This is a genomic window from Clostridium sp. MSJ-8 (genome assembly GCF_018918325.1).
Classification (GTDB): domain Bacteria; phylum Bacillota; class Clostridia; order Clostridiales; family Clostridiaceae; genus Clostridium.
The window spans coordinates 1-24,214 of record NZ_JAHLQH010000012.1 but is presented as its reverse complement, the minus strand read 5'-3'; the positions used below and the strand labels follow the sequence as shown (position 1 = coordinate 24,214).

Below are 24,214 nucleotides of genomic sequence, written 5' to 3'. Positions count from 1 at the left end.
AAGACTAAAGTCCATAATTACTGTTCAGATAATAATATTATATATTTAATCTATATAGCTATAATCATGCACACATCTATGCCATAACAGTTCAATATTTTCTGCAAAAAGCTTCTCTTCAGCATAGAATTCACCTGTTTCTGATATATATATTAAAAATTCTTTATCCTCTTTCTTCACTAAAATAACAGGAGTTGAATTTTGTTTATATGGAAACTTTTCTACTTTATTACTATACATACAATCTATAATATCCCTTGTATATAATGAATACTTTGTATTATATCTCTTTCCAAAATGAATATACTTCTTATCTATAAGCATCTCTCCATATACTTCTAAAAACTCCTTAGCTTTATTATTAATGTTAAAGCCATTATTCATTAACTGTACTATACTATCTGATATATCTATCTTTCTTCCTTTATGCCATCCTGCTTCTTTTAACTGACAATATATCCTTTCCTTATCTCTTATTGTTGCACTTAGTAATTCTCTCCATAATTCTTCTATATTATTAGCCCATATTCCTCTCTCCCAATAATACATTCCTTTATTAGACATAAAAATAGCATAGTTGGAATTATTGCCTATTATTATAGGTGTTGATTCTAATTCTCTATAATAATCTATATAATTAAGCTCTATTTGGTTATGCCTAGATAATTCACTAGAATAAGTATTATAATTACGAATACTTTTTTCCCCATCAAAGTATGTTTCTATATTTATATCTAGTTCTCCAAATTCTTTTAAAAATTTTTGGGCATATTCATTTACTGGATTTTCTAATCTTCCTTCTTCCATACATTTAACACAAGGAGTAATATCTATATTTCTTCCTTCATACCACCCTGCTGTTTTTAATGTATCTATAATTATCTCTTGTTCTTCTAAATGTAGTGTTAATACTCTATAAAATGCTTCTTCTATATTCTCTGCAAAATAGTAATTTTCCCAATAACACTTTCCATCCTTAGACATATAGATAACATATCTACCACTATCAACAAGTATAATAGGACTTAATTCCATTTCCTTCTTCAGTTCTTTATCTCCACATTCTAAATACCAATATCCTGATTTACCATGCATAAATTTTTTCATTTCAAGTAATTCAGTATTATGAATATGTGTATTTCTCTCATTTAAAAACTCACTTTCAACAGTAATCTTTAAGTTTCCATACTCTCTTAAAAATTCTCTCGCTTTTTCATTGAATACTAATCCTGCACATTCCATTTCTCTTATGTCTTCTTCTATATCTATGTTTCTTCCTTCATACCATCCTGCTTTTTTTAATACTTCTTCTAATTCTTTTTTCATAATTCTATTTGTCATCTCCTATATCAATGCAATCTTCAAAAGTTTCTTTACAATTTGAACATGTTTTTGCATATTTACCACTTTCTGTTCCAATGCATTTAAATGATAAATTTTCAAACTTAGCTCCATTTAACATTGCTTTTCTAGCACTTGGAGCTAGAATATAGATAGTACAAGTTAAAATAAAATCATTTTGCTCATCATATATTGACCTAATGAATAATAATAGTTATCTTCTTCTGAGAATATTAATGTTTTCACAAAATATTTACTTAATCTTATTTGTATTTTCTACATACTCTGTTTTACCTGTTTCTATGCAATACGCTGCCAAGTTTCCCATGTAGGAACATCCGCAATCAATAGCAATATGCCCATTCCCCATATATACTAATGCTTTAGAATCTTGTCGTATAAAACAAGTAGGAGTATGACCAGTTATAATGAATGTATTAACATCCTTATAATATCTTCTAGAATAATCTATTCTCTCTGATATGAAATCTTCATAACTATATTCTTCTAGAAGTTTGTTTGCACAAAAATTTGAAATTCCCGCATGTACAAGTATATATTTTTTTTCTTTATATTCTATTTGCTCATATGCACTAGCATTATTTATGTAATTATATATGTTATTTTTTTCTTCACATGATAAATTCAGGAAGCCATCTATAGTTGGTATTCCTCCATCCCTAGACCACGATATAAACTCAAACTTGTCTGCTTCATTAGTAAAATTACATAGATTAAACCCTAATTTATCTATATAGCATTTAAAATCATAATCATGATTGCCTATGATATACGATATATTATCCCTTTTCATAATGTCTTGTAATACTTCTATAGGTTGAGGGCCTCTATCAACAACATCCCCTAATATATACAGCCTATCTTCTTGCGAAAAATTTATTTTTTTCAATAATTCAATATATTCTCTATAATGTCCATGTATATCAGAAATAATATATCTCATTCATTTATCCCCTCCTATTTTTTAAATCATTTACCAAACTCCTCTTTAATTCTAATTCGTCTATTTAATAATACTACATAATATTTATAAATAATAGTCAAGAGTATTTCCTATAGAATAAAGATCCCATATAAAATGCTATACTGTCTGAATTTTAGTGATTTTATAGCATTTAGGGATCTTTACTTATTTTTAGTATCTTAAAAATACTTAATGATATTATATATTATAATGTTGATATTACTAATTTAATTTTATTTCTTTTTTTCTTCTTTTTTATTCTCTTCTATTATTTCATCTTCATCCATAACTTCCTCTGGATGCTTTTGCTTATACTTCTCTATCTTCTTATCATAAAATATCTTAATAGTTGCTGCTGTAGGACTTGCAAGTAACATACCTAGTGCCCCTGCTATTCCCCCACCTAATGTTACAGCAAATATAAGAACTAATGGACTAACTCCAACTTTATTTCCTACTAACTTAGGATCTAAGAACCATGCATCAAATTGTTGTACAGCAAGTAAATATACTAATATCATAAATGCCATACCTGGTGATTGGAATATACCTATAAATGCACCTACCAATTCACCAACTAATGGTCCAAAGTAAGGAATCATATTGGTTACCATAACTACAAGAGCTATTATCACAGCATATGGAGCTCTTATAATAGTAAGCCCTATAAAAGCTATAACTCCTATTATTATAGAATCTATCGCCTTTATACCTACATAAGAACCTATCATCTTATTGTATACACTAATTACTCTAACAATATTAGATCCTAATTTTTCTTTAAATATAATATTAATTAATACTTTAGTTTGAATAATTATTTTTTCCTTATCTATCAAAACATATATAGATATTAAAAATCCTAATAAAACCTTTATTATATTAGTAGCTATACTGAATATTGATGTTGCTAAATAATTAAGTACTTTTAACATTATATCTCCTAATGTTGAAGATAAATCAGTAAGATAATTATCTAATCCTAAATCATATATAACATTACTAATCTTATCATTGTTCATTAAATTATTTACAAATTTCTGAACCTTCTTCATATAACTAGGTATATCTGAACTTAATGATATAATACTATCAATCAAGTTAGGAACTACAAATATAACTGCAATAGTTATAAGTCCTACAACTATAAGATAAGTTATAAGTATAGCTAACCCTTTTTTTAGTTTAAGTTTCCTATGAAAGAACTTAACTATAGGGTTAAGCATATATGCAAATGCAGCTGCATATATAAATGGTGATATAATTCCATATAATTTTCCTAGCATATCAAAAAAGTATTCATAATTATCTATGAGTTTCCAACCTACAATAGCTATAAGAGCAAATATTAATAGGTCTTTATACTTAATTCCTTTATCTAGTATCATAAACCTCTCCACCCTTTTGTTTATTACATTTTTTCTACTACATCAATACCTATTAATTCTAATCCATTCTTTATAACTTGACATGTAGCTTCAACTAACTTCACTCTTGTTGCTTTTAACACTTCATCTTCTAAGTTAAGTACTGAATGTGCAGCATAGAACTTACTAAAGCACTTAGCTACATCTATAACATATCTAGTAACTATTGAAGGTTCTAACTTATCTATAGCAAGTAATATCTGTTTATTAAAGTTTTCTAATGTTTTAATAAGTTCAAATTCCTCTTTAGATGTTAATAAACTATAATCTACTTCTGTGCTTAAATTCTCTGCTCTTCTAAGTATACTGTTAGCTCTAGCATAAGAATATTGTACATATGGTCCTGTTTCTCCTTCAAATGAAAGCATTTCCTTCCAATCAAATACTATATCCTTCTCTCTTGAATTCTTTAAATAAGTGAATACTACTGCACCGACACCTATCTTTTGAGCTATTTCTTCCTTATTCTCTAAGTCTGGATTTTTTTCATTCATAACTTCCATTGTCTTTTCTGTTGCTTCTCTTAATAAATCATCTAGAAGTACAACTTCACCTTTTCTAGTTGATAACTTTCTATCTGCAAATTTAACTAATCCAAATCCAACATGAACACAATCCTTTGCCCATTCCTTACCTGCTAATTCTAATACCTTAAATACTTGCTTGAAATGAAGTGCTTGAGGTGAACCTACAACATATATACTCTTATCAAAATCATAAGTTTTCTTTCTGTACATTGCAGCAGCTAAATCTCTAGTTGCATATATAGATGCTCCATCAGCTTTTACAACTATACATGGTGGCATATTATAATCATCAAGCATTACTACTTGAGCACCATTACTCTCAACTAATATATTCTTCTCTTTTAATTCTTCTACTACAGCATCCATCTTATCATTATAGAAAGCTTCACCTGCATAGGAATCAAATGTTACGCCTAATATATTGTAAACTCTCTCGAATTCCTTTAAACTTAAATCTCTAAATCTCTTCCATAATGCTTCTGCTTCTTTATCTCCATTTTCTAAAGCCTTAAAATAAGCTCTTCCTTCATCCTCTAGTGATGGATCTTTTTCTGCTTCTTCATGGAATTTTACATAGATTCTTAATAATTCTTTTATTGGATCTTTTTCTAATGCTTCTTCATCAACCCATCTATGGTATGCAGATATAAGTTTACCAAATTGAGTTCCCCAATCTCCTAAATGATTAATTCCTACTGCATTATAACCTTCTTTTTTGAACATTCTATATAATGAATTACCTATTGCAGTTGAGAATAAATGCCCAACATGGAAAGGTTTTGCTATGTTAGGTGATGAATATTCAACACATACTGTTTTTCCTTCTCCTACATTCGAAGAACCATAATTGTCCTTTTCTATAAGTATCTTCTCTATAGTATTTTTAGTAAACACACCTTTATCAACAAAAAAGTTAACATAAGGTCCTAAATTCTCTATTTTCTCAAATCCATCTAAATTTAACTTATCTTTTAATTCTGCTGCTATCATATTAGGTGCTTTTTTTAGTACTTTTGCCAATTGGAAACATGGAAAAGCATAATCTCCCATCTCAGCTCTTGGTGGAATCTCTATTAATTGCTCTATTGTTTCCTTATCTAAATCTACTTCTGCTGCTAAAAGTTCAGCTATCTTCTTCTTATAATCCATCTTAATCCTCCTAAAAAAATCGCCTCTTTATAAAAATAAAGAGACGGAATATATTCCGCGGTACCACTCTAATTGCAGTAATTGCCACTTTTATTGTCAACACAGTATAAATCTGCGATTCATCACTAAATTAATAACAATGAATATCTCCGAGGCTCTCTTCATCCTAGCTTATTCACAAGGCTCACACCAATTCCTTGCTCGCTTACAACTCAACTAAAATTACTCTTCTCATCTACGATTATTATTATATTTTCCTATTTTTTTATTATACAAATATATATTTTTACTGTCAATAAGGATTTACTAATAAGTTATACATTGAAAATTATTGTAATGTTGCAACTAATCCCATTATCTTCATTCCCATTCCAGTAAACTTAGTTTCATACTCTGTCATTATATTATCCTTAAAATCGGAATTATGTAAATCATATGTAACAAAATCTAAACTAAAACCACTTTCTTTAAAGTATTCTAAAGAATCATCAAATAAACCTCTATCATCTGTCTTAAACCAAATTTGAGACCCTTTCTTTAGAAATTTTTTATATTCCTCTAGGAATTTTGTATGAGTAAGTCTCCTCTTATTATGTCTATCTTTAGGCCAAGGATTACAGAAGTTAATATATATTTTATCTATCTCATCTTTGTCAAATAATTCAGCTATAAATGCAATATTAAGTGCAACAATTCTAGCATTAGTAAGCTCTCTTTCAGATGATTTTACAGTTCTAAGTGTATATACTAAAACTTCGTCCTTAAGATCTACTGCTATATGATTTATATCAGGATATTTCTCACATTTTTCTTTTAAGAATTTACCTCTTCCACAACCTAACTCTAAGTGTATAGGATTATCATTCTTAAATTCTTCATTCCATCTGCCCTTAAGACTTCTTGGATCTTGTATAAAGATATCACTTGCTTCTAACTCAGGTCTAGCCCACCATTTTTTTCTTAGTCTCATTCTTTTCTCCTTATTGTATAATTTACTTTTTCAACATTAATATATTTTAAATAATTCTTGTAATATTTTCAACAAAAATATCATAATTATATATAATTCTTAATTATTATCTTGTCTTCATATAAGCTACATATAACATTTGATGTAACTTGTAGAAGTTCTCCCTTATATTCTAGTTCTTCATTAGTAACTATATTTATAAGCTTATTATTACTTTTTAGATATAATTTATTATTTCTAGTACATATTATATCTTCGCAATTTAATGAAGCATCTAAATCTACATTCTTCCATGTTGAATACTCAGAATTGTAAGGTCCATATACAATTTTATTAATCTTATTATTTTGAACTTCACCTATGTATATATTTTTTTCATTATCAATTCCAATTAATTTAATTGAATCTATATATTGAGTATTTATAACATCATTTTTTCCATTTTCATAATAATAAACTTGTTTATTTAATGCATCTTCATAAACTAATATGTCATAACCTTCAACAGTTTGCATTATACCTATATCACTTACATAATATCCAATTCTACACGAATTATCATTAATATCTATCTTATATAAGTATGAATCATATTCATTTGCTTTTATTCCTATATAAGTAGTACCTGCTCCTATTGATACTTGTATAGAACTTATTGTCATACCATCAATGTACTCGCATAAATTATTAGTTATATTTTTTTGTAAATTATTCTTAACATTATAGGTTGAAACTTTTATATATTCTATATTATCTTGCGAAAGTTCTTTCTCTATAACCATAAGTATATCTTCATCTACAATCCAAGAATAATATAATATATTTTGTTGTGCATCAGATAATATTTTCCTACCTTCTTCTCTATAAACATCATATATCATAACCTTTTCATCTTGCCTATAACATATATATTTTCCATCATCTGATACTTCAATATCTATTGCTTCTTTTAATATAGAGTTATCTATTTCTTTAAATTCTTCCTCATCATAACCTTCTACCTTTTGGATTTTAATATCATCTGTATACTTAAATTTTATCTTGTCAAAATACCAAAATACTGATACCTGCATAATTATAGATATCAGTGCCCATACAAATAATCTCTTTATAATTTTCACTCTGCAATCCCCTTATCCCATATAGCTATAGCAAATATAATTTAATTTGAGCCTTAAGAAAATATTTTCTTAAGGCTCAAAATGTTTTTAACTATTTAAATCTGTTAAACTCTTTAAAACTAATTTACCATTGTTTTCAGTACACACATATTCATTAGTTATACTTATTAATTTTCCTTCATAAGACAACTCTTTATTATTACTCATATTTTTTATAGTACCTGTTAGATTATCATTAATAAGTATATCTCCTTCAGAATCTAATATAATATCTGAAATATCTTTTTCCTTATCTAATTCTATACTATTCCAAGTACTTGTATCAGTATCATACTCACCATAAACAATCTTGTTTATTTTTTCTCCTGACATTTCTCCTAAGTATACCTTTTTATCATTATCTACACCTATTAAAGTTAAATTATTAGAATTCTCTATTGGAATACTCTTTGTATTTCCATTTGTATAATAATAAAATAATTTATTAAGAGAATCTTCAAACACTAATATATCATAATCTTCTACTGCAGCAAAATTACCAAGTGAAGGTAAATTATAAGTTATCTTACTCATATCTTCATTTATGTCTATTCTATATATGTTAGAATTATACCCATCTCTACTTATTCCTACATAATTTGTTCCGCTACCTAATGAACATACTATATTATCAACTACCATTCCTTCTTTGTAAGTACATAACTCACTCATATCATGAATCTCATCATTTCTAACATTATATGTTATAAGCTTAAGAACTGAAGAATATGAATTCTTATAGACTTTTTCAACTATTATTAAGAAATCTTCATCTTGTATCCATTTATAGTACATTATTTCTGCACCATAATTATCACTATCACCTGTAATTATCTCTCTTGTTGCTGTATCTGGATTAATAGATTGCTTTGAATTTTCGGTTTTTAAACTATTTAAATCAACGACCATAAATTTTCCATCTTGAATATATGCAAGATATTTTCCATCATCTGATATTTTAACTCCGTCAATTCCATCTGGAATAGAATAATTAATTTTTCCTTCTTGTTTTTTATTTTCAACACTTGATATCTTTATATCAGAAGCTTTTGTTTCTTTAAACTTCACCTTGTCAAAGTACAATAAAACTACACATTGAAGCATTATTGACAACATAGCCCATATGACTATCGACTTAAGTTTCTTCATTAACTTATCCTCCTAACTACTTCTCTACAATAAATCCTGATGCTATCTTTCTCTCACCTGTAGCAAATGTTGGATTGTTAATAACTTCATCATTATATACCATTGTAGTTGATTTTCCTCCATCTAAGTTAGTTGCATTAACACAGCCTAACTTCTCCATTACATCTTGAGCTTCATATATAGTTGCTGCGAAAGTACCCCCACTTTTAGGATCAAGTACTACTAACACTATAGCTCCATCAGCTCTCTGCCCTATCATAGCTTTAGGTCTATTACCTATATCTGATACAGATTGCTTTACCCCATTAATTATAAGTGCAGGTCCAAAATTCAAGCACTCTTGTACTCCTGAAGATTCTAGCTCCTCTAGAGTATATTTACCCACCATAAGTTGGCCACTACTATTAATAGCTGCAACATCTAATTGTGTATTAAATCTATCAACATCAGTATATATAGTTTTTCCATAAGATATTATAACGCCTCTAGGATTTCCACCATTTTGAGTCCATGCTGCTGCACCACTGTCATCAGCAAAAGATCCTCCATTAATAGCTGCTATTGCATCATAGGCCTTGGCTATCTGAGAGGTTTTCTGTCCTTCTCCTGTTTCCTTACCTGTTATACATGAAAGCTTCTGTGATACTCCAACATGTACCTTATAAGGATTACTTATAATAAGTGCTATTCCACTATAATTCTCTCCTTCAATGTTCTGACGTTCTACATGTGTAACGTCATCTTCAGATGCATTAATACTTATTAATGACGTATCTTGTTTATAGTCTGTAGTTGTTTTATTCTTACCTAATATATCATCTATCTTATCTTGAGATAAGAATGTTGTTGCTAACCATTGATAATGCATCGACCCCATTGCTGTTCCTACAAAAGTTTTCTTTGCTGTTTCAAAAGGTCCGTATAAAAGGACAAAAGGGGCTGTTACTGCTGAAAAAATAAATTCAAAAATAACGAATCCAATAAACATCTTCCAACTAAATTTTTTGATTTTTCTTTCTTTTCTTCTTCTCATTTTATTATTTCTTTACCTATCGTCCTCTCTAAAATATATTTGTTGCATTCAAACCTAAATACAACTTGTATTTTTCCTTAATGCCTAATTAAATATATTGCATTTGAACTTGTTTTATTATACAATTTATTATTAATTAATTCAAGATAAGTAACATTATTTTAAGATTTCACAATTTTTTTGTAAGAATTTATTTAGGGAGGTTATGAAATGAATGTCAAATTATTACAATTATTGATGGGTAGAGATGATTATGTTTCAGGTGAGGAAATAAGCAATATGTTTAATGTGTCTCGTTCTGCTATATGGAAACAAATAAAAACATTAAAGGAAGCTGGCTACGAAATAGAAGGTGTATCAAAAAAAGGCTATAAGTTATTATCTAAACCTGATATTCTTAACCAAGATTTAATTAATTCGCATCTTAACACTGAATTCATAGGCAGAAATATATATCATTATGATAAAGTAGTATCAACTAATGAAATTGCCAAAACATTAGCTGATGAAGCTCTAGATGGAAGCCTAGTAGTTTCTGAAAAACAAATTGGTGGAAAAGGAAGACTAGGAAGAGTCTTTGAATCTCCTATCGGGGGCATATGGATGTCCCTTATACTAAAGCCTAATATTGAGCCTGAAAATGCTAGCAAATTAACTCAGCTTGCAGGTGCTGCACTTATTACACTTCTAAAAGATATGGGAATAAATTCACTTATCAAATGGCCTAACGACATATATATAAATGGTAAAAAAATCTGTGGTATTCTAACTGAAATGAAATCAGATATGGATAAAATTAATTATCTCATAGTAGGTATAGGAATAAATGTTAACTTTCCTATAGAGAAGCTTCCAGAAGAATTACATGAAAAAGCAACTTCATTAAGAACTGAATTCAATCATACTTATGATAGAAATGAATTCGTAGCAAAATTCTTAAATATATTCGAAACATACTATAATGACTTAATTATAAATGGTAATTATAAAAATATTGTTAAGATATGTAAGGAGAATTCAATAATACTAGATAAAGAAGCTTATCTTATAACTCCTAGAAATAAAGAAAAGGTTCACTGTATAGGAATAAATGATGATGGCTGTCTTGTAGTTCGTACTGAAAATGGAGAAACAAAAACAGTACTAAGTGGAGAAATAACCTTCCATTAAGGACAAAAATTTAAATAACTAATGATTGCTTTCCTAATCTTATTATATTGTAATCACATAAGCATTATAGTTATTTTTAGTTTGTCCATTTATAGTATATTATCTTAAGTTTTTAAATTTATCACATAAAATATAGTTGCAAGCATACATAGAAAGATATATAAGTAATGACACTAAAATATAAATTATAAGTAAAACTGAATTAAATACTGTAGAAGTTACGTTTATTGCTTGCAACTACATATTATATTATGCCCTTAATTATTTTTTTTATTCATAGCTTAAATCAAATTTTCTATAATCATCTTAAGTCCAAAACATAATAATATTATTCCACCTAAATACTCTCCATACTTCTTTATAAAAAATATTTTTCTAGCTTGTTTAGATACAATAAATGCAAACTCACACAATAATATAGTAATTAATCCAATGATTGCACCATAACATATTAGAGTACCAAAACTAAATTTATTAAATATAGTAAAACCTATAGCTAAAGCATCAATGCTAACAGATATTCCAAGCGGTATAATCATTTTATTAATCCCCTCTTTTTCTTCATCATTTTTCTTACCACTTATCACCATAACGCTTCCAACTATAATTAACGATATTCCTCCTATTATAGAAGGTATACTTGCAATGTATCTAGAAAAATATATACCTACTTCCCCACCTAAAAAAGTAAATAATGCTTGAAAAATTCCAAAAGTCCAAATATATTTTGATTTTTCTTCATCTAGCTCTTCTTTTAATCCAATAGCTAAACTTACTCCTGCTGCATCCATTGCTAATGCAATTCCTATAAGTATAACAACATATATCTTCATAAGACCTCACTATAAATAATTTCTTATAATTAGTTTTATTTATTAAAAATGATTTCTATGCAATTTAATTTTACTTTTTCACAAAATAACTTTATTATCAATTTCATTTATTGTATAGTATTAATGTAAATTATAAAATTAATAACATAAGTATAAGGAGTGTTTTCTATAATGGCGAATTGTATAATAGCTCAATCAGGTGGTCCTACTTCCGTAATAAACTCAAGTGTTGTAGGTTTGATAAAGGCAAATGAACAACTAAAAGCCTATGATAAAATCTACGGTGGAATCAATGGTATAGAAGGAATTCTAGATAACCATATTATTGATTTATCTTGTATTCCTCATGAAGAATTAAATGAATTTAAATATACACCATCTTCTGGTCTAGGTTCTTGTAGATACAAAATGAAAAATCTAGAAGACTCTACAGAAGAATATGATAAATTATTAAAGATTCTTACAGAATTAGACATAAAAACATTCTTCTATGTTGGCGGAAATGATTCTATGGATACAACTGCAAAGCTTGGTAAATATGCTGCCGAAAAGAACTTAAATATAAATTTTATAGGTGTACCTAAAACAATAGATAATGACCTTATGTTAACTGATCATACCCCTGGATTTGCTAGTGCTGCAAAATTCATAGCTATATCAGTGTTAGAAACATATTTGGATTCTTCTGTATATATTAACAATGGTATATTTATACTTGAAACAATGGGACGTGATACAGGTTGGCTAGCTGCCTCTGCATGTACAGCAAAATATCTAGGTGATCCTGTAGTAGATTTTATATATCTACCTGAAAAACCTTTTGATGTAGAGCAATTCTTAAAAGATGTAGAAAAAAAATTCAAAGAAAAAAATCATGTCTACATAGTTGTTTCTGAAGGTATCAAGAATGCCGAAGGAAAATTCATAAATGAAGTAGAAGCTCTATCTCATGATAAATTTGGTCATTCTCAACTAGGTGGTGTTGGTGAAGCATTAAAGAAACTTATAATAGATGCTGGTATAACTAACAGAGTTAAAGCTCTAGAATTAGGAGTTCTTCAAAGATGTGCTATGCACTGTTCTTCTGAAATAGATATTGAAGAAGCATTTAATACTGGATATGAAGCGTTAAAATATGCTCTTGAAGGCAATAATGGATATATGGTTGCCATAAAGAGAGAAAACAACATACCATACAAAAGCTCTTTCTTCTTAGTTGAAGCTGATAAAGTTGCAAATAACGTTAAATATTTCCCTGATAAATGGATAAATGAAGAATGTAATAATATAACTGAAGAAGCTTATAATTATTTTAAACCATTATTAGGTGAATTACCTGACTTCAAGGTATTCACTAAGTAACATCTAACAAGATGAAGATTATATATTATATATCTTCATCTTGTTTATTTCTATACATATACATAATTAAAGGCAAATAATTATACGAAATTATTATCCATAAAATCTCTATAACTATTATTAGTAACTTTCCTATTGGTAATGATAGAATTATAAGAAAACCTATAAAAAAATATATTATAGTCATAAGCTTACTTATAGGAATAACTTCTAATATTCTTCCACAATTATAACATCGTATTTCATCATATGATTTTTGTTTTGCCAAATACTTTATTGTAACTTCCCAATTACATCTCTCACATTTTCTACTCATAACAAAAACCCCTTATTGTATTATTTATTTTTTTTACATATATCTTCAATTGTATTTAGAAAATATTCCACTTCATCTCTATTATTGTATATTCCCAAACTAACTCTAATCATTCCTTGCATTCTACCATTTGGTTCTTTTAAGAAAGCACTAGATGATGCTTCATCCATTCCCATTAACCTTCTGCAATAAGGATGTGCACAAAACCACCCAGATCTAACAAATATTCCATATTCCTTTGACAAAATTTCAGCTACATCTTCATGAAATATATTTTTGATATTAAAAATAACTATTCCTGTCGTATCATTATAATTATCAATATCTCCATACATTTGTACTCTAGATATAGACTTTAATCCTTCCATCAATAAGTTCTTTAATTCTTTATCTTTATTCTCAATATAGCCGAAACCAATTTTATCCATCTCTTCTAATGCTACTGCCATGGCTACCGCTCCAAAATAATTAGGAGATCCTGCCTCTTCCTTCTCTGGAACATCTGCATATATAACTTTATCATCTAATACTAAATTAACTGTGCCTCCTCCTTCATTAAATGGAGATGCCTCTCTTAAATCTTGTTTTCTTCCTATAATAGCGCCACCTCCAAATGGTGCATATATCTTATGTGCTGAAAAAACTAAAAAATCTATCTCATCATCCCTGTTGTCTCCTATCATATCTATTTTTGCATGTGGTACAAGCTGAGCACCATCTATTATCACCTTTGCATTATATTTATGACTAATCCTTGCTATTTTATGAATATCATTTATATAACCAGTAACATTGGATGCTCCTGTTACCGCCACATATCTTACTTTTCCTTTATAATCTTTAAGTTTTCTATCTAATGTATCCACCTTAAGTCTACCATTTTCATCTATATCAATATAATCGACTTTACACACTTTTCTCCAAGGAAGATCATTAGAATGATGTTCCATTCTAGTTGCTATAACAACTTCATCTTTATCTTTTATTAAACTTCTTGCAAGCTTGTTAATACCATCTGTAGTATTATTGACATATATAACTGTATATTCTTCTTTATTAGCTATATTAAAATAATCTAACATATATTCTCTTATATAATTATATACTCTACTAGTTATCTCAGATTTCTGCCCTGCACCTCTTCCTATTGAGCCATAATAATTACTCAAGAATCTCATTGTATCAAGAACTCTATAAAATGGTGGAGTTGTAGCAGCATTATCAAAATTAATGTTTTTTATTTTACCTTTAGTATTTGTATTTACTTTTGTGTTTATTCCCATTATCAATTTATCAAAATCAAATTTCATCTAAAATATCACCTCCCCTTCTACAATATATTCAATTTGTTACACATTGTTACTTAATCCTACTTGTTCTATTATTTCAAAATACAACATATATCTAATAATAATAAATTACATGGAGGTTTCTAATGATTCCAGCTGAAAGATATCAACCAAAGAAAATAAATAATGATTCTAGAAATGATGATATGATGTTTACAACCTTTAAAACAAATTTTAATATGAAAATAAATAATCCTTTACTTGGATGGATACCTATTTACTTTTATCCAAATAACATGAATATGCCCCCCTTAAATATTATTCCTCAATTACCAGGTAACAATTTAAATATAACTCCTGACAATACAAACATGGATCTTAATAATAATGATGATGATATTTTATATTCATATAACAAGGATTCCTCAAAACAAAATAATAATTCCTCTTCAAGCAGTATGGGTAGTATGAATATGGGCTATTACAATAACAATACTCCTTTTTATTCAAATACTTTAAATAATCCTCCTAGAATCCTTGATTGTTTAAAGGATTTTGACTTAAACATAGATAGAGATATAGATGCTCTTAGAAATGATAGTGATGATTATATTGAAGAAATTTTCAATAACATAGAGCAAAATAATCCAAAAACCTTTAACTTATTAAAAGCATATAATGTCCCATATCCAATTCAGAAATTACTAATAAAACGCATAATAAGCCTTACTATAGACTATAATTCAAACAATAAGGAGGATTTAAATGCTTAGAGCATCATTACCTAAACTAACATGTCAGCTCAGAATTCTACATGCTGCTGCTGGAGCACCTAGTGTAGATATTTATGCAAATGGCAAAATGATAATTGATAATTTATCATTTTCTGATATTTCAAAATATATAACAGTAGAACCCGACAATTATAAAATTGAAGTTTATGAAAATGGTAAAAAGGATAATCCTATATCATCTGAAGATATTGTCTTATTACCTCAAACTTACTCTACTACAAGTTTAATTCTAGATGAAGGTAGCCTAGTTAGCTTTACCTTAATTGATGGTAAAAGTACAAATAACCCAAGAGCATCTAACTTACGTTTCATAAACCTTTCTACAGATAGTAATTTAATAAGTTTAAAAATGCCTAATGGAAAAACATTATTTAATGATGTAGAATACTTAGAAACAACTAACTATTATGAATTAAATGCTGACAATTATGACTTCATATTATCAATAAAAGAGAGCTCTAATTATAGCACTAATAAAATCATTAACAACTTACAATTAAACTCAGATAAATTCTACACATTATATATAATAGGATTGGTAGATGGTAACCCTCAATTAGGTTATTTATTAACCATAGATATGTAATTATTGAGTTTATTTTTAATCACTTATTTTTTCAGTTAATTAATATCAAATTATTGCTTTAAGTAAATTATCTATAATAGAATTTAGTATTTCTTATAATAAAAAAGTAAAGATCCCGTTAAAAATACTATACTGTTTGAGCTTTAGCGAGTTTATAGTATTTAGGAATCTTTACTCTTTTTTATTATATTAGTAAATACTTAATGATATTATATTATTTACTTAAACATGTAATTTTGATATTAATTATTATAAAACATAAGTTATCTAACAATAATACCTTATTTTTTTATATTTAGAAATACTTAATGAAATTATGCTATTTATGAAAACATATAATATTGATACTAATAGTAAACATAATATTAATTAAACCAAATAACATTGGATTTTATACATATTATATTATTTACTTAAACATATAATTTTGATATTAATTATTGCAAAATATAATTTATCTAACATTAATCTATATTAAATAGTTTCTTAATCCATGCAATAAATCCTTTTTCTTCTGTTTTCTTTTTACTACTATCTTTATCTTTTTCAGTATATTTTATCTCTGCAGTTTTCATTATGAATTTTACTTTACCGCTAGTGTCTTCACTCTTACCACTAAATGTATCATATTCTTTAGATTGAGCTACTACCTCGTCCTTTACAGCCATCAAATCATCTATATCTGTAATTGCTTTATCTCCAGTATCACATAATTTATTTATACCTTCATCATTAAACTTTTTCATACCATCATATAAAGTCTTACTACCAGATTTAAGTTCTCCTATCTTACTTTCTAAAGTAGGAAGAGATGCCATTAATGTTTTTGCTCTATCTACATTGCCTTGCTGTAACGCCTCTTTAGTTATTCTAAGAATATCTTCACTATCTTTTAAGTCTTGTTGCATTGATAATAAGTTGTTACCTAATGATTTCATTTGCATTAAACTAGCAGCATTCATATTGCCTATTGAACTATTCATTTGAGATATCAAACTATCAGCGCTTGTTAAATCTTCATTGAATTTATTCATATCTTTTAATAAATTTTGATTGTTGTTTAATCCTTCTAATAATGTATTAATTTGCTGTAATGTTTCTTGATTTTTCTGCAATGATTCTGTAATACCACTTAAAGAAGTTAGCATGTTAGAAAGAGCAACTAAATCTTCATCACTGAAACTTACAAGTGCACTTCCTAAAGAATCTAATAATTCATCTGTTGTTGGATCTTTTATTTCTGCTAATAATGTTGCTACATGTTGTAATTTATTAGAATCAGACATATCACTTGCTATAGCATTAATTAGCGGAGACATTGTTGATAATGAACTTACTCCTGTTATTAATGTTGGAAGACTATTTCTATATGCTTGTATTTTCGCAATATCTGTTTGTATTGCTGCTGCGCTTAAATCATCTTGTGTTATTCCATCTATATAACCAGTAAGCATTGTAACTAATTCAGCATTTGAACCATATACAGCAGAAATTACTTGTTTTAATTGATCCTTTGTCATTATATTAGAAGCTAATATTGATTTTAATGTTAAATATGACATAGTATAATCAGTCATATCAGAACTTAATGATTGTAGAAGAGTAATTGTATCATTGCTCATGAGATTTTTAGTAACATCTAATGAATTATTTAATCCAGTCATAAATGCCATTGTTTTTTCTTGTAATGTATTACCAGGACATTGAGCTATAGTAGCCTCTAATGTTGTACTCGAAGTTCCAAAATCATTTTCCACAGTCTTGTAATCACTAACTATTTTCTTTAATCCTATTAGTGTTTGAGGTGTCATCATTGAAGTCATACTATTTAAAGCAACTTTACCATTATCACTTAATCCTAAATATGCATTATTTAATGTAGTAGCCTTTTGTAATAATTCATTAAATTCACTATCTGATTGTAACTTGTTAGCTAATGTTAGTGTTTGATTTAATAAATCTCTATACATATATACTGTTCTAAGATCTCCTGTTAATGCACTTATCTTATACGCATTTTCATTAGTTAACATGTTTAACATCTTCTTAGCTTCTGCTGTATCTAAATCTTTTGCATAATATGCATCATCTATTACCTTTCTAGTTTTTTGGACTTTAGAACTATTATTCATAATAGATATAATTTCATTCATTTTAGCATCACTTTTAACAACTGCAAGAGTGCTATTTAACTTGTTTACTGCCAAATCTATTCCATTATATAACTTATTTGTTCCATCTACTAATTTATTACTTGCACTTCCTAGTTCATCTAATGAACTTTGTAATTCATCTATTGTACTAGCTGTGTCTAATTTATCTAAATCTGGTAATTCAGGAGTTGCTACAACCATTATAGGTCCTAAGCTAAATTTTTCAACATCTGCCTCTATTGTAATCTTACTATCTAAATTAACATCTAAATCTAAATCTGAATTTTCATCAATATTTAAACTATCCTTTAATCCTGGAAATGCCACAAAAGTTACAATAGTATTATTACCTTCTGAAACCATAATTCCATTATCTGTTTTTAATGATGAAAATTGAGATGTCGGGAAAGTAACTTCAAGTGCAGTTGAAAATGGTGTATATATCTTTCTTTTTTCTCCACTTATCTCTTTTTCCTCATATTCATTATTAACAACTTCTATTGCTATTTTTACCTTACCAGATTTACCTGCTAACTTATCAGCTGAAATCTTTTCCCCATTTAAATAATAAGTTACATTAACATCTATAGGTAACTTCTTATCTGTAGTACCTTGATAATAAATATCACTACTATCTACATTCCATTTTAATTTATCTCCTGAAATAGTTGGCTTGTCTTTAGATTTTATATTAACAATATTATCCAATTCACTTATATCGCTATAATTCTTTATATTTCCATTAGTACTATGAAGCCAGTTAGAAACTGTTGTCTTTTCTACATCTCCATTACTATCTAAGTTAACATATACTGATTCACTTTTTTCTATATCACTTTTATTATCTTCAGCAGTAGCTGCTGAAACTACATACCCACTTGACATAGTTGCTATTAGTACTAAAGCAACTATCTTTTTTGACATTGAACTTCTCATAATTCATTCCCTCCTAAGCTCTATTAGCATCTTGTGCTACTTCTTTTTTCTTGGGCCAACCAATAGTTGTTCTTCGAATAACTCCTTCAAATACAAGTAAAAATGAAGGTAAAATAAATATAATAACTAACATACTGATTATTGCACCCCTAGATATTAATACGCACAAACTACTTATTAATTCCATATCTGATACTAAAGCAACTGCTGCTGTTGCACCAAAGAATGTTAATCCACTAGTAACTATCGACTTAGTTGATGTTAATACAGCAATCTTAACAGCCTCTTTTTTGTCATGACCATTTTCCAATTCTTCTTTAAACCTTGAGGTCATAAGTATTGCATAATCAACTGTAGCACCTAACTGTATTGTACCTATTACAATACTAGCTATAAATGGTATTACTGTTCCTGTATAATATGGAATTCCCATATTTATAAATATTGCAAGTTCAATAACTGAAACTAAAATAATAGGTATAGTTATTGATTTAAATATTAATAAAATGATTATAAATATTGCCAATATTGATACTATTGATACATTTTTAAAATCTACATCTGCAATTTCTACTAAATCCTTAGTTAATGCACCTTCACCGGCTATCTTTCCATTCTTATCATATGATTTAATTATTTTATTCATCTTATCTATCTGATTGTTTTCTTCATCTGTTGCTGCTTTATAAGATGAATTTGCAATTATTAAATTATAGCCTCCTTGTTTAAAAATATCTTTTACATCATCAGGAAGAAAATCTTCTGGAATAACAGGACCTATAAATTTATCATAAGCAATAACACTAGTCATTCCATCTAATCCTTCTAAATCCTTTACCATTTTTTCTGTCCTATATGGTTCTATTGAATCATCTACTAAAATGAAATGAGTTGTTGTCATATTGAATTCTTTCTTCATTTTATTTAACGCAACTATTGAATCCATATCCTTAGGTAAGCTTTCTGTCAAATTATAATAAACATTAACATTATTATTACCAATAACTGCAGGGATTAAAATTATAAAGAATAATAGTACAAATAATCTAGGAAATCTAGTAACTATCTTAGGAGCATTCTTAAAATCAGGTAATATAGTTCTATGTTTAAACCTATGAATTAATTTATCAAAAATCAATATAAATGATGGTAATACTGTTATAGAACAAATAACTCCTAAAATTACTCCTTTAGCCATTACTAATCCTATATCTTTTCCAAGTGCTAAAACCATAGTACATAATGCTAAAAATCCTGCAACTGTTGTAAGTGAACTACCTGTTATAGATACCATTGTTGCCTGAATAGCATTTGCTATTGCATCTTTTCTATTCTCTGTGCTCTTAAGCTCTTCATCATACCTATGCATCAAGAATATAGAATAATCCATTGTAACACCTAATTGTAATACTGCTGCTAATGCCTTGGTTATATAAGATATTTGTCCAAGGAATATATTACTACCTAAGTTATATATAATTCCTATTCCTATAGCTAACATAAATATTACTGGAACAGCAGTAGATTCCATAGATATAAACAAAATAGCTAGTGATATTAAAACAGCTACTAAAACATAGAAAGGTGCTTCTCCTTCAGCTATCTCTTTAGTATCTCTAACAATTGATGACATACCACTTAAAAAACATTGTTTATTCATGATAGAACGAACCTTATCTATTGCATCCATAGTGCTATCATCCGCTGTACCTCCACTAAATTTTATGATAAACATTGTTGAATCACCATTATATAATTGAGTTCTTATTTCATCTGGAAGAATATCACTAGGAACACTAGTATCTAAAACATCATCTATGCCTAATGATGTATCAACTCCATCAACCTTGTTAATCTTCTCTTTTAACTTAACTATATCTTGTGCTTCCATACCATCCACTACGACAATTCCTATAGATGCATCTTGATATACATCTTCTAGAATAGATTGTCCCTTCATTGAATCTAAGTTACTTGGTAAATAACTTAAGATATCGTAGTTTATCCTCGTATTAGCATACCCAATCACTGAAGGAACTAACAAAATTAACGCAATTATTAATATAGCTTTGGCATGATAAGCTATAAATCTCGAAAATTTTCTCATAATAAACCCTCTCCCTCTCATTTATGACTCTTAGTCATTTGCTAATTACAGTATAACACTTTGTGACTTTCAGTCAATATTGCACTTATAAAAAAAGATCATTATTAAGTATATTTTTACATTTTCTTAATAATAATCTTTTTTATTATATTTTTTTAAAAAATCATCTTTTTTATTTTTTTATGAATCATAGGCTTTAATTCATCAATCTCAGCTGGTTCACCATATATAATAGAACTGTAAGCAACTCCACCTATTAATTCAAATATAAAAAATATACTAAGAGTAGCTTCTTCTTCATCCATGCCTAACTTCACTAAGTTTGTTACAAAAAACTGACTTATCTGCTCTATTCCCTTATATTCATCTGGGTTTGTAATTGCTTTTTTAAATAACACCCAAGATAAATTTTTATTAATCAACCTAAGAAGGAATTTATTATCCTTCAAATAATCTAAGATATAATTTATAAAAAAAGTACTCACTTCTTCAAAATCTTCTATTCCACTATCTTTCGCATGATTCAATGCTTCATTACATAGCTTTGAGCTCTTTTGAAGAATGAGCTTATCTAATATATCATACTTGTCTTTAAAGTATAAATAGAATGTTCCTTTAGCTACGCCTGCTTTTTTAACTATATCATCTATTGAAGTATTCTTTGCTCCTTTAGTAGTAAAAAGTTCATAAGCTGACGAATATAACTTTTGTTCTTTCAATCTTTTCTTTTGGGCTGTTTTACTATTATCTTTTCTGTTCATGTATATCATCCCTTTATTTCTACTTCTTTTTTCATTATATATATTTTTTTCAAAATATCAAATAAATTTTATGTTATAATTATATCTATGTTATTTTACAAAAAGGAGATTTTACACAGATGATAGTTTTAAGTTGTAAGAATATTAGCAAAAGTTATGGAATAACTGAAATATTAAAAAACGTCACATTCTCAATAAATGAAGGTGATAGAGTCGGCTTAATTGGTGCTAATGGTGAAGGTAAATCAACATTATTCAAAATATTAACCAAACAACTATCTCATGATGATGGTGAAATATTTATAGATAAAAACAAAACCTTAGGTTACTTAGCTCAACATCTAGATCTAGAATCTAATAATACAATATATGATGAAATGTTATTAGTATTTTCAGAACTAACTAACCTAGAGAAAAAAATTCAAACATTAGAAATTAAAATGAATGAACCTTATGATGAAAATAATCCTTCTTACCATGAAAAACTTATAAAAGATTATACTACAGCTCAGGATTTATATAACATAAAAGGGGGATATACTTATAAAGGTGAAATAAGTAGAGTACTAAAAGGTTTAGGTTTCTTAGAAAATGATTTTGACAAAAACATAAACACTTTAAGTGGTGGACAGAAAACTAGAGTCGCTCTATGTAAATTATTATTAGGTCGCCCAGACATATTATTATTAGATGAACCTACTAACCACTTAGATCTAGAAGCAATTGAATGGCTAGAAGATTATCTTAACACATACAAAGGAACAGTGCTAGTTATATCCCACGATAGATTTTTCTTAGATGCAGCTACTACTAGAACATTTCAAGTTATAAATGGTCATGTTAACTGTTACAATGCTCCATATACCAAATATCTCGATCTTCGTGAAAAGGATTATGAAAGCCAGCTAAAGGCTTATAATCTACAACAATCTGAAATAAAAAGACAAGAAGCAATTATTGAAAAATTCAAATCGTTCAATAGAGAAAAAAGCATTAAAGCTGCTGAAAGTCGTGAAAAGGCATTGAATAAAATGGAAAGAATAGATGCACCAGATGCAGAAAAACAAGCATCTAAAATCAAGTTTGAAACTTCAGTAAAAAGTGGCTATGATGTTCTTCATGTAGAAAAATTATCTAAAAGCTTTGATGATAAACACTTATTTTCTAATCTTTCATTTGATCTAAAACGTGGAGAAAAAATTGCCCTTATAGGTGAAAACGGTCGTGGCAAAACAACCTTATTTAAGATAATAATGGATAAATTAAAACAAGATTCTGGTACTAAAGTTCTAGGTGCTAATGTTAATGTAGGATATTATGATCAGGAACAGTCAAACTTAAACGAAGATAAAACTATATTTGATGAAATTCATGATGATTTTCCTTACCTAAACAATACTCAAGTGAGAACTGCATTAGGTGCATTTTTATTTAAAGGTGATGATGTATTCAAAGAAATACACAAACTAAGTGGTGGAGAGAAATGTAGGATTAATTTATTAAAATTAATGTTATCTAAATCTAACTTATTACTTCTAGATGAGCCTACTAATCATTTAGATATTATGTCTAGAGAAGCATTAGAAGACGCTATATTAAATTACGATGGTACTCTTATAGTTATCTCTCATGATAGATATTTCTTAAACAAAGTAATTCATAGAATTCTTGAACTAAAAGAAGATGGTGTAACAGAATACCTAGGAAATTATAACTATTATGTTGAAAAGAAAGAAAATCCAAATAGATATAATGATCTTGAAGAACGCGCAAATGGTAAAACAAAAACACAAATAAAAGAAGAAAAGAAAAAACAAAAAAGTCTAGAAAAAGAAAAACGCGAAATGAAGAAAAAAATCAAAACTATAGAAGAAGATATAAATACTGCTGAGAATAACTTAGTAAAATTACAAGAACGTTTATGTGAAGAAGAAGTATATTCTAACCCTGAAGAAAGTAAAAAAGTAAATGCTGAAATAAAAGAATTAGAAGCAAAAATCGAAGAGCTCTATACAACTTGGGAATCCTTGACTGAGTAAAAATATTAGAGCCTGTAAATAATTTTGTGTATTCTTAATTTCTTCTTAGAAATAATCACATTTTTATTTGATTTTAGTGATATACAATTTTGTAGAAAATCATAATATCATAGAATAATTTATTATT

At 27.8% G+C, this 24,214-nt stretch carries 20 protein-coding genes and 1 other annotated feature; of the genes, 5 read left to right on the top strand and 15 right to left on the bottom strand.

The annotated features are described in order from the left end of the window. Positions 1-45: 45 nt before the first annotated feature. From KQI77_RS01450 to KQI77_RS01415, 9 genes are all read right to left on the bottom strand, one after another. On the bottom strand, positions 46-1,326 hold the full coding sequence (locus KQI77_RS01450) for an SUKH-3 domain-containing protein (RefSeq protein ID WP_216387580.1): 1,281 nt from the start codon (positions 1,324-1,326) through the stop codon (positions 46-48). Between the two features lie 4 nt (positions 1,327-1,330). Further along, positions 1,331-1,462, bottom strand: coding sequence for a hypothetical protein (locus KQI77_RS13130; RefSeq protein ID WP_301281667.1), 132 nt, complete (start codon positions 1,460-1,462; stop codon positions 1,331-1,333). A gap of 132 nt (positions 1,463-1,594) precedes the next feature. Further along, positions 1,595-2,305 (bottom strand): metallophosphoesterase, encoded by a 711-nt coding sequence (locus tag KQI77_RS01445; protein WP_216387578.1) that lies wholly within the window; start codon positions 2,303-2,305, stop codon positions 1,595-1,597. A gap of 254 nt (positions 2,306-2,559) precedes the next feature. Further along, the gene (locus tag KQI77_RS01440) at positions 2,560-3,714 is read right to left on the bottom strand and encodes an AI-2E family transporter (protein WP_216387576.1); all 1,155 of its coding nucleotides are present in this window, start codon (positions 3,712-3,714) and stop codon (positions 2,560-2,562) included. Between the two features lie 23 nt (positions 3,715-3,737). Beyond that, on the bottom strand, positions 3,738-5,429 hold the full coding sequence (gene argS / locus KQI77_RS01435) for an arginine--tRNA ligase (RefSeq protein ID WP_216387574.1): 1,692 nt from the start codon (positions 5,427-5,429) through the stop codon (positions 3,738-3,740). Between the two features lie 36 nt (positions 5,430-5,465). Next, positions 5,466-5,676: a binding site (T-box leader), on the bottom strand. A gap of 81 nt (positions 5,677-5,757) precedes the next feature. Further along, positions 5,758-6,399 (bottom strand): tRNA (guanosine(46)-N7)-methyltransferase TrmB, encoded by a 642-nt coding sequence (gene trmB, locus KQI77_RS01430; protein ID WP_216387572.1) that lies wholly within the window; start codon positions 6,397-6,399, stop codon positions 5,758-5,760. An 86-nt stretch (positions 6,400-6,485) separates the two neighbouring features. Next, positions 6,486-7,520: a hypothetical protein gene (locus KQI77_RS01425; RefSeq protein ID WP_216387570.1), complete on the bottom strand. Its 1,035-nt coding sequence runs from the start codon at positions 7,518-7,520 to the stop codon at positions 6,486-6,488. Between the two features lie 87 nt (positions 7,521-7,607). After that, entirely contained in the window at positions 7,608-8,708 is a 1,101-nt protein-coding gene (locus KQI77_RS01420; protein ID WP_216387569.1) for a hypothetical protein, read from the bottom strand. Between the two features lie 16 nt (positions 8,709-8,724). Beyond that, positions 8,725-9,741: a phosphodiester glycosidase family protein gene (locus KQI77_RS01415; protein WP_253289294.1), complete on the bottom strand. Its 1,017-nt coding sequence runs from the start codon at positions 9,739-9,741 to the stop codon at positions 8,725-8,727. A 210-nt stretch (positions 9,742-9,951) separates the two neighbouring features. Between KQI77_RS01415 and KQI77_RS01410 the strand changes: the two genes are divergently transcribed. Further along, entirely contained in the window at positions 9,952-10,911 is a 960-nt protein-coding gene (locus KQI77_RS01410) for a biotin--[acetyl-CoA-carboxylase] ligase (protein WP_216387567.1), read from the top strand. Positions 10,912-11,192: 281 nt separating this feature from the next. Here the strand turns inward: KQI77_RS01410 and KQI77_RS01405 are convergent, their stop codons facing one another. Next, on the bottom strand, positions 11,193-11,744 hold the full coding sequence (locus KQI77_RS01405; RefSeq protein WP_216387566.1) for a manganese efflux pump: 552 nt from the start codon (positions 11,742-11,744) through the stop codon (positions 11,193-11,195). A gap of 171 nt (positions 11,745-11,915) precedes the next feature. Between KQI77_RS01405 and KQI77_RS01400 the strand changes: the two genes are divergently transcribed. Next, positions 11,916-13,106 (top strand): 6-phosphofructokinase, encoded by a 1,191-nt coding sequence (locus tag KQI77_RS01400; RefSeq protein ID WP_216387564.1) that lies wholly within the window; start codon positions 11,916-11,918, stop codon positions 13,104-13,106. 25 nt (positions 13,107-13,131) lie between these two features. Here the strand turns inward: KQI77_RS01400 and KQI77_RS01395 are convergent, their stop codons facing one another. Further along, positions 13,132-13,422 (bottom strand): hypothetical protein, encoded by a 291-nt coding sequence (locus tag KQI77_RS01395; RefSeq protein ID WP_216387563.1) that lies wholly within the window; start codon positions 13,420-13,422, stop codon positions 13,132-13,134. A gap of 20 nt (positions 13,423-13,442) precedes the next feature. Beyond that, positions 13,443-14,732 carry an aminotransferase class V-fold PLP-dependent enzyme gene (locus KQI77_RS01390; protein WP_216387561.1) on the bottom strand — a complete coding sequence of 430 codons (1,290 nt, stop codon included), beginning with the start codon at positions 14,730-14,732 and terminating at the stop codon, positions 13,443-13,445. A gap of 125 nt (positions 14,733-14,857) precedes the next feature. On the opposite strand from KQI77_RS01390, the gene KQI77_RS01385 reads away from it, so the two are divergent. Next, positions 14,858-15,484 carry a hypothetical protein gene (locus tag KQI77_RS01385; protein ID WP_216387559.1) on the top strand — a complete coding sequence of 209 codons (627 nt, stop codon included), beginning with the start codon at positions 14,858-14,860 and terminating at the stop codon, positions 15,482-15,484. Then, entirely contained in the window at positions 15,477-16,091 is a 615-nt protein-coding gene (locus tag KQI77_RS01380) for a DUF4397 domain-containing protein (RefSeq protein ID WP_216387558.1), read from the top strand. The genes KQI77_RS01385 and KQI77_RS01380 overlap by 8 nt, the downstream gene beginning before the upstream one ends. 464 nt (positions 16,092-16,555) lie before the next feature. Here KQI77_RS01380 and KQI77_RS01375 read toward each other — a convergent pair whose 3' ends face one another. From KQI77_RS01375 to KQI77_RS01365, 3 genes are all read right to left on the bottom strand, one after another. Next, entirely contained in the window at positions 16,556-19,180 is a 2,625-nt protein-coding gene (locus KQI77_RS01375; RefSeq protein ID WP_216387556.1) for a hypothetical protein, read from the bottom strand. 13 nt (positions 19,181-19,193) lie between these two features. Next, on the bottom strand, positions 19,194-21,287 hold the full coding sequence (locus KQI77_RS01370; protein ID WP_216387555.1) for an RND family transporter: 2,094 nt from the start codon (positions 21,285-21,287) through the stop codon (positions 19,194-19,196). A gap of 155 nt (positions 21,288-21,442) precedes the next feature. Then, complete coding sequence (locus tag KQI77_RS01365; protein ID WP_216387553.1) at positions 21,443-22,048, bottom strand: TetR/AcrR family transcriptional regulator; 606 nt, start codon at positions 22,046-22,048, stop codon at positions 21,443-21,445. 119 nt (positions 22,049-22,167) lie between these two features. On the opposite strand from KQI77_RS01365, the gene KQI77_RS01360 reads away from it, so the two are divergent. Continuing rightward, entirely contained in the window at positions 22,168-24,087 is a 1,920-nt protein-coding gene (locus KQI77_RS01360; RefSeq protein ID WP_216387552.1) for an ABC-F family ATP-binding cassette domain-containing protein, read from the top strand. Positions 24,088-24,214: the final 127 nt, after the last annotated feature.

Bases quoted from the DNA above. Each gene is read 5' to 3' on its own strand.
- KQI77_RS01450 (WP_216387580.1), bottom strand. From the start codon at position 1,326: ATGAAAAAAGAATTAGAAGAAGTATTAAAAAAAGCAGGATGGTATGAA.
- KQI77_RS13130 (WP_301281667.1), bottom strand. From the start codon at position 1,462: ATGTTAAATGGAGCTAAGTTTGAAAATTTATCATTTAAATGCATTGGA.
- KQI77_RS01445 (WP_216387578.1), bottom strand. From the start codon at position 2,305: ATGAGATATATTATTTCTGATATACATGGACATTATAGAGAATATATT.
- KQI77_RS01440 (WP_216387576.1), bottom strand. From the start codon at position 3,714: ATGATACTAGATAAAGGAATTAAGTATAAAGACCTATTAATATTTGCT.
- argS (WP_216387574.1), bottom strand. From the start codon at position 5,429: ATGGATTATAAGAAGAAGATAGCTGAACTTTTAGCAGCAGAAGTAGAT.
- trmB (WP_216387572.1), bottom strand. From the start codon at position 6,399: ATGAGACTAAGAAAAAAATGGTGGGCTAGACCTGAGTTAGAAGCAAGT.
- KQI77_RS01420 (WP_216387569.1), bottom strand. From the start codon at position 8,708: ATGAAGAAACTTAAGTCGATAGTCATATGGGCTATGTTGTCAATAATG.
- KQI77_RS01415 (WP_253289294.1), bottom strand. From the start codon at position 9,741: ATGAGAAGAAGAAAAGAAAGAAAAATCAAAAAATTTAGTTGGAAGATG.
- KQI77_RS01410 (WP_216387567.1), top strand. From the start codon at position 9,952: ATGAATGTCAAATTATTACAATTATTGATGGGTAGAGATGATTATGTT.
- KQI77_RS01405 (WP_216387566.1), bottom strand. From the start codon at position 11,744: ATGAAGATATATGTTGTTATACTTATAGGAATTGCATTAGCAATGGAT.
- KQI77_RS01400 (WP_216387564.1), top strand. From the start codon at position 11,916: ATGGCGAATTGTATAATAGCTCAATCAGGTGGTCCTACTTCCGTAATA.
- KQI77_RS01395 (WP_216387563.1), bottom strand. From the start codon at position 13,422: ATGAGTAGAAAATGTGAGAGATGTAATTGGGAAGTTACAATAAAGTAT.
- KQI77_RS01390 (WP_216387561.1), bottom strand. From the start codon at position 14,732: ATGAAATTTGATTTTGATAAATTGATAATGGGAATAAACACAAAAGTA.
- KQI77_RS01385 (WP_216387559.1), top strand. From the start codon at position 14,858: ATGATTCCAGCTGAAAGATATCAACCAAAGAAAATAAATAATGATTCT.
- KQI77_RS01380 (WP_216387558.1), top strand. From the start codon at position 15,477: ATGCTTAGAGCATCATTACCTAAACTAACATGTCAGCTCAGAATTCTA.
- KQI77_RS01375 (WP_216387556.1), bottom strand. From the start codon at position 19,180: ATGAGAAGTTCAATGTCAAAAAAGATAGTTGCTTTAGTACTAATAGCA.
- KQI77_RS01370 (WP_216387555.1), bottom strand. From the start codon at position 21,287: ATGAGAAAATTTTCGAGATTTATAGCTTATCATGCCAAAGCTATATTA.
- KQI77_RS01365 (WP_216387553.1), bottom strand. From the start codon at position 22,048: ATGAACAGAAAAGATAATAGTAAAACAGCCCAAAAGAAAAGATTGAAA.
- KQI77_RS01360 (WP_216387552.1), top strand. From the start codon at position 22,168: ATGATAGTTTTAAGTTGTAAGAATATTAGCAAAAGTTATGGAATAACT.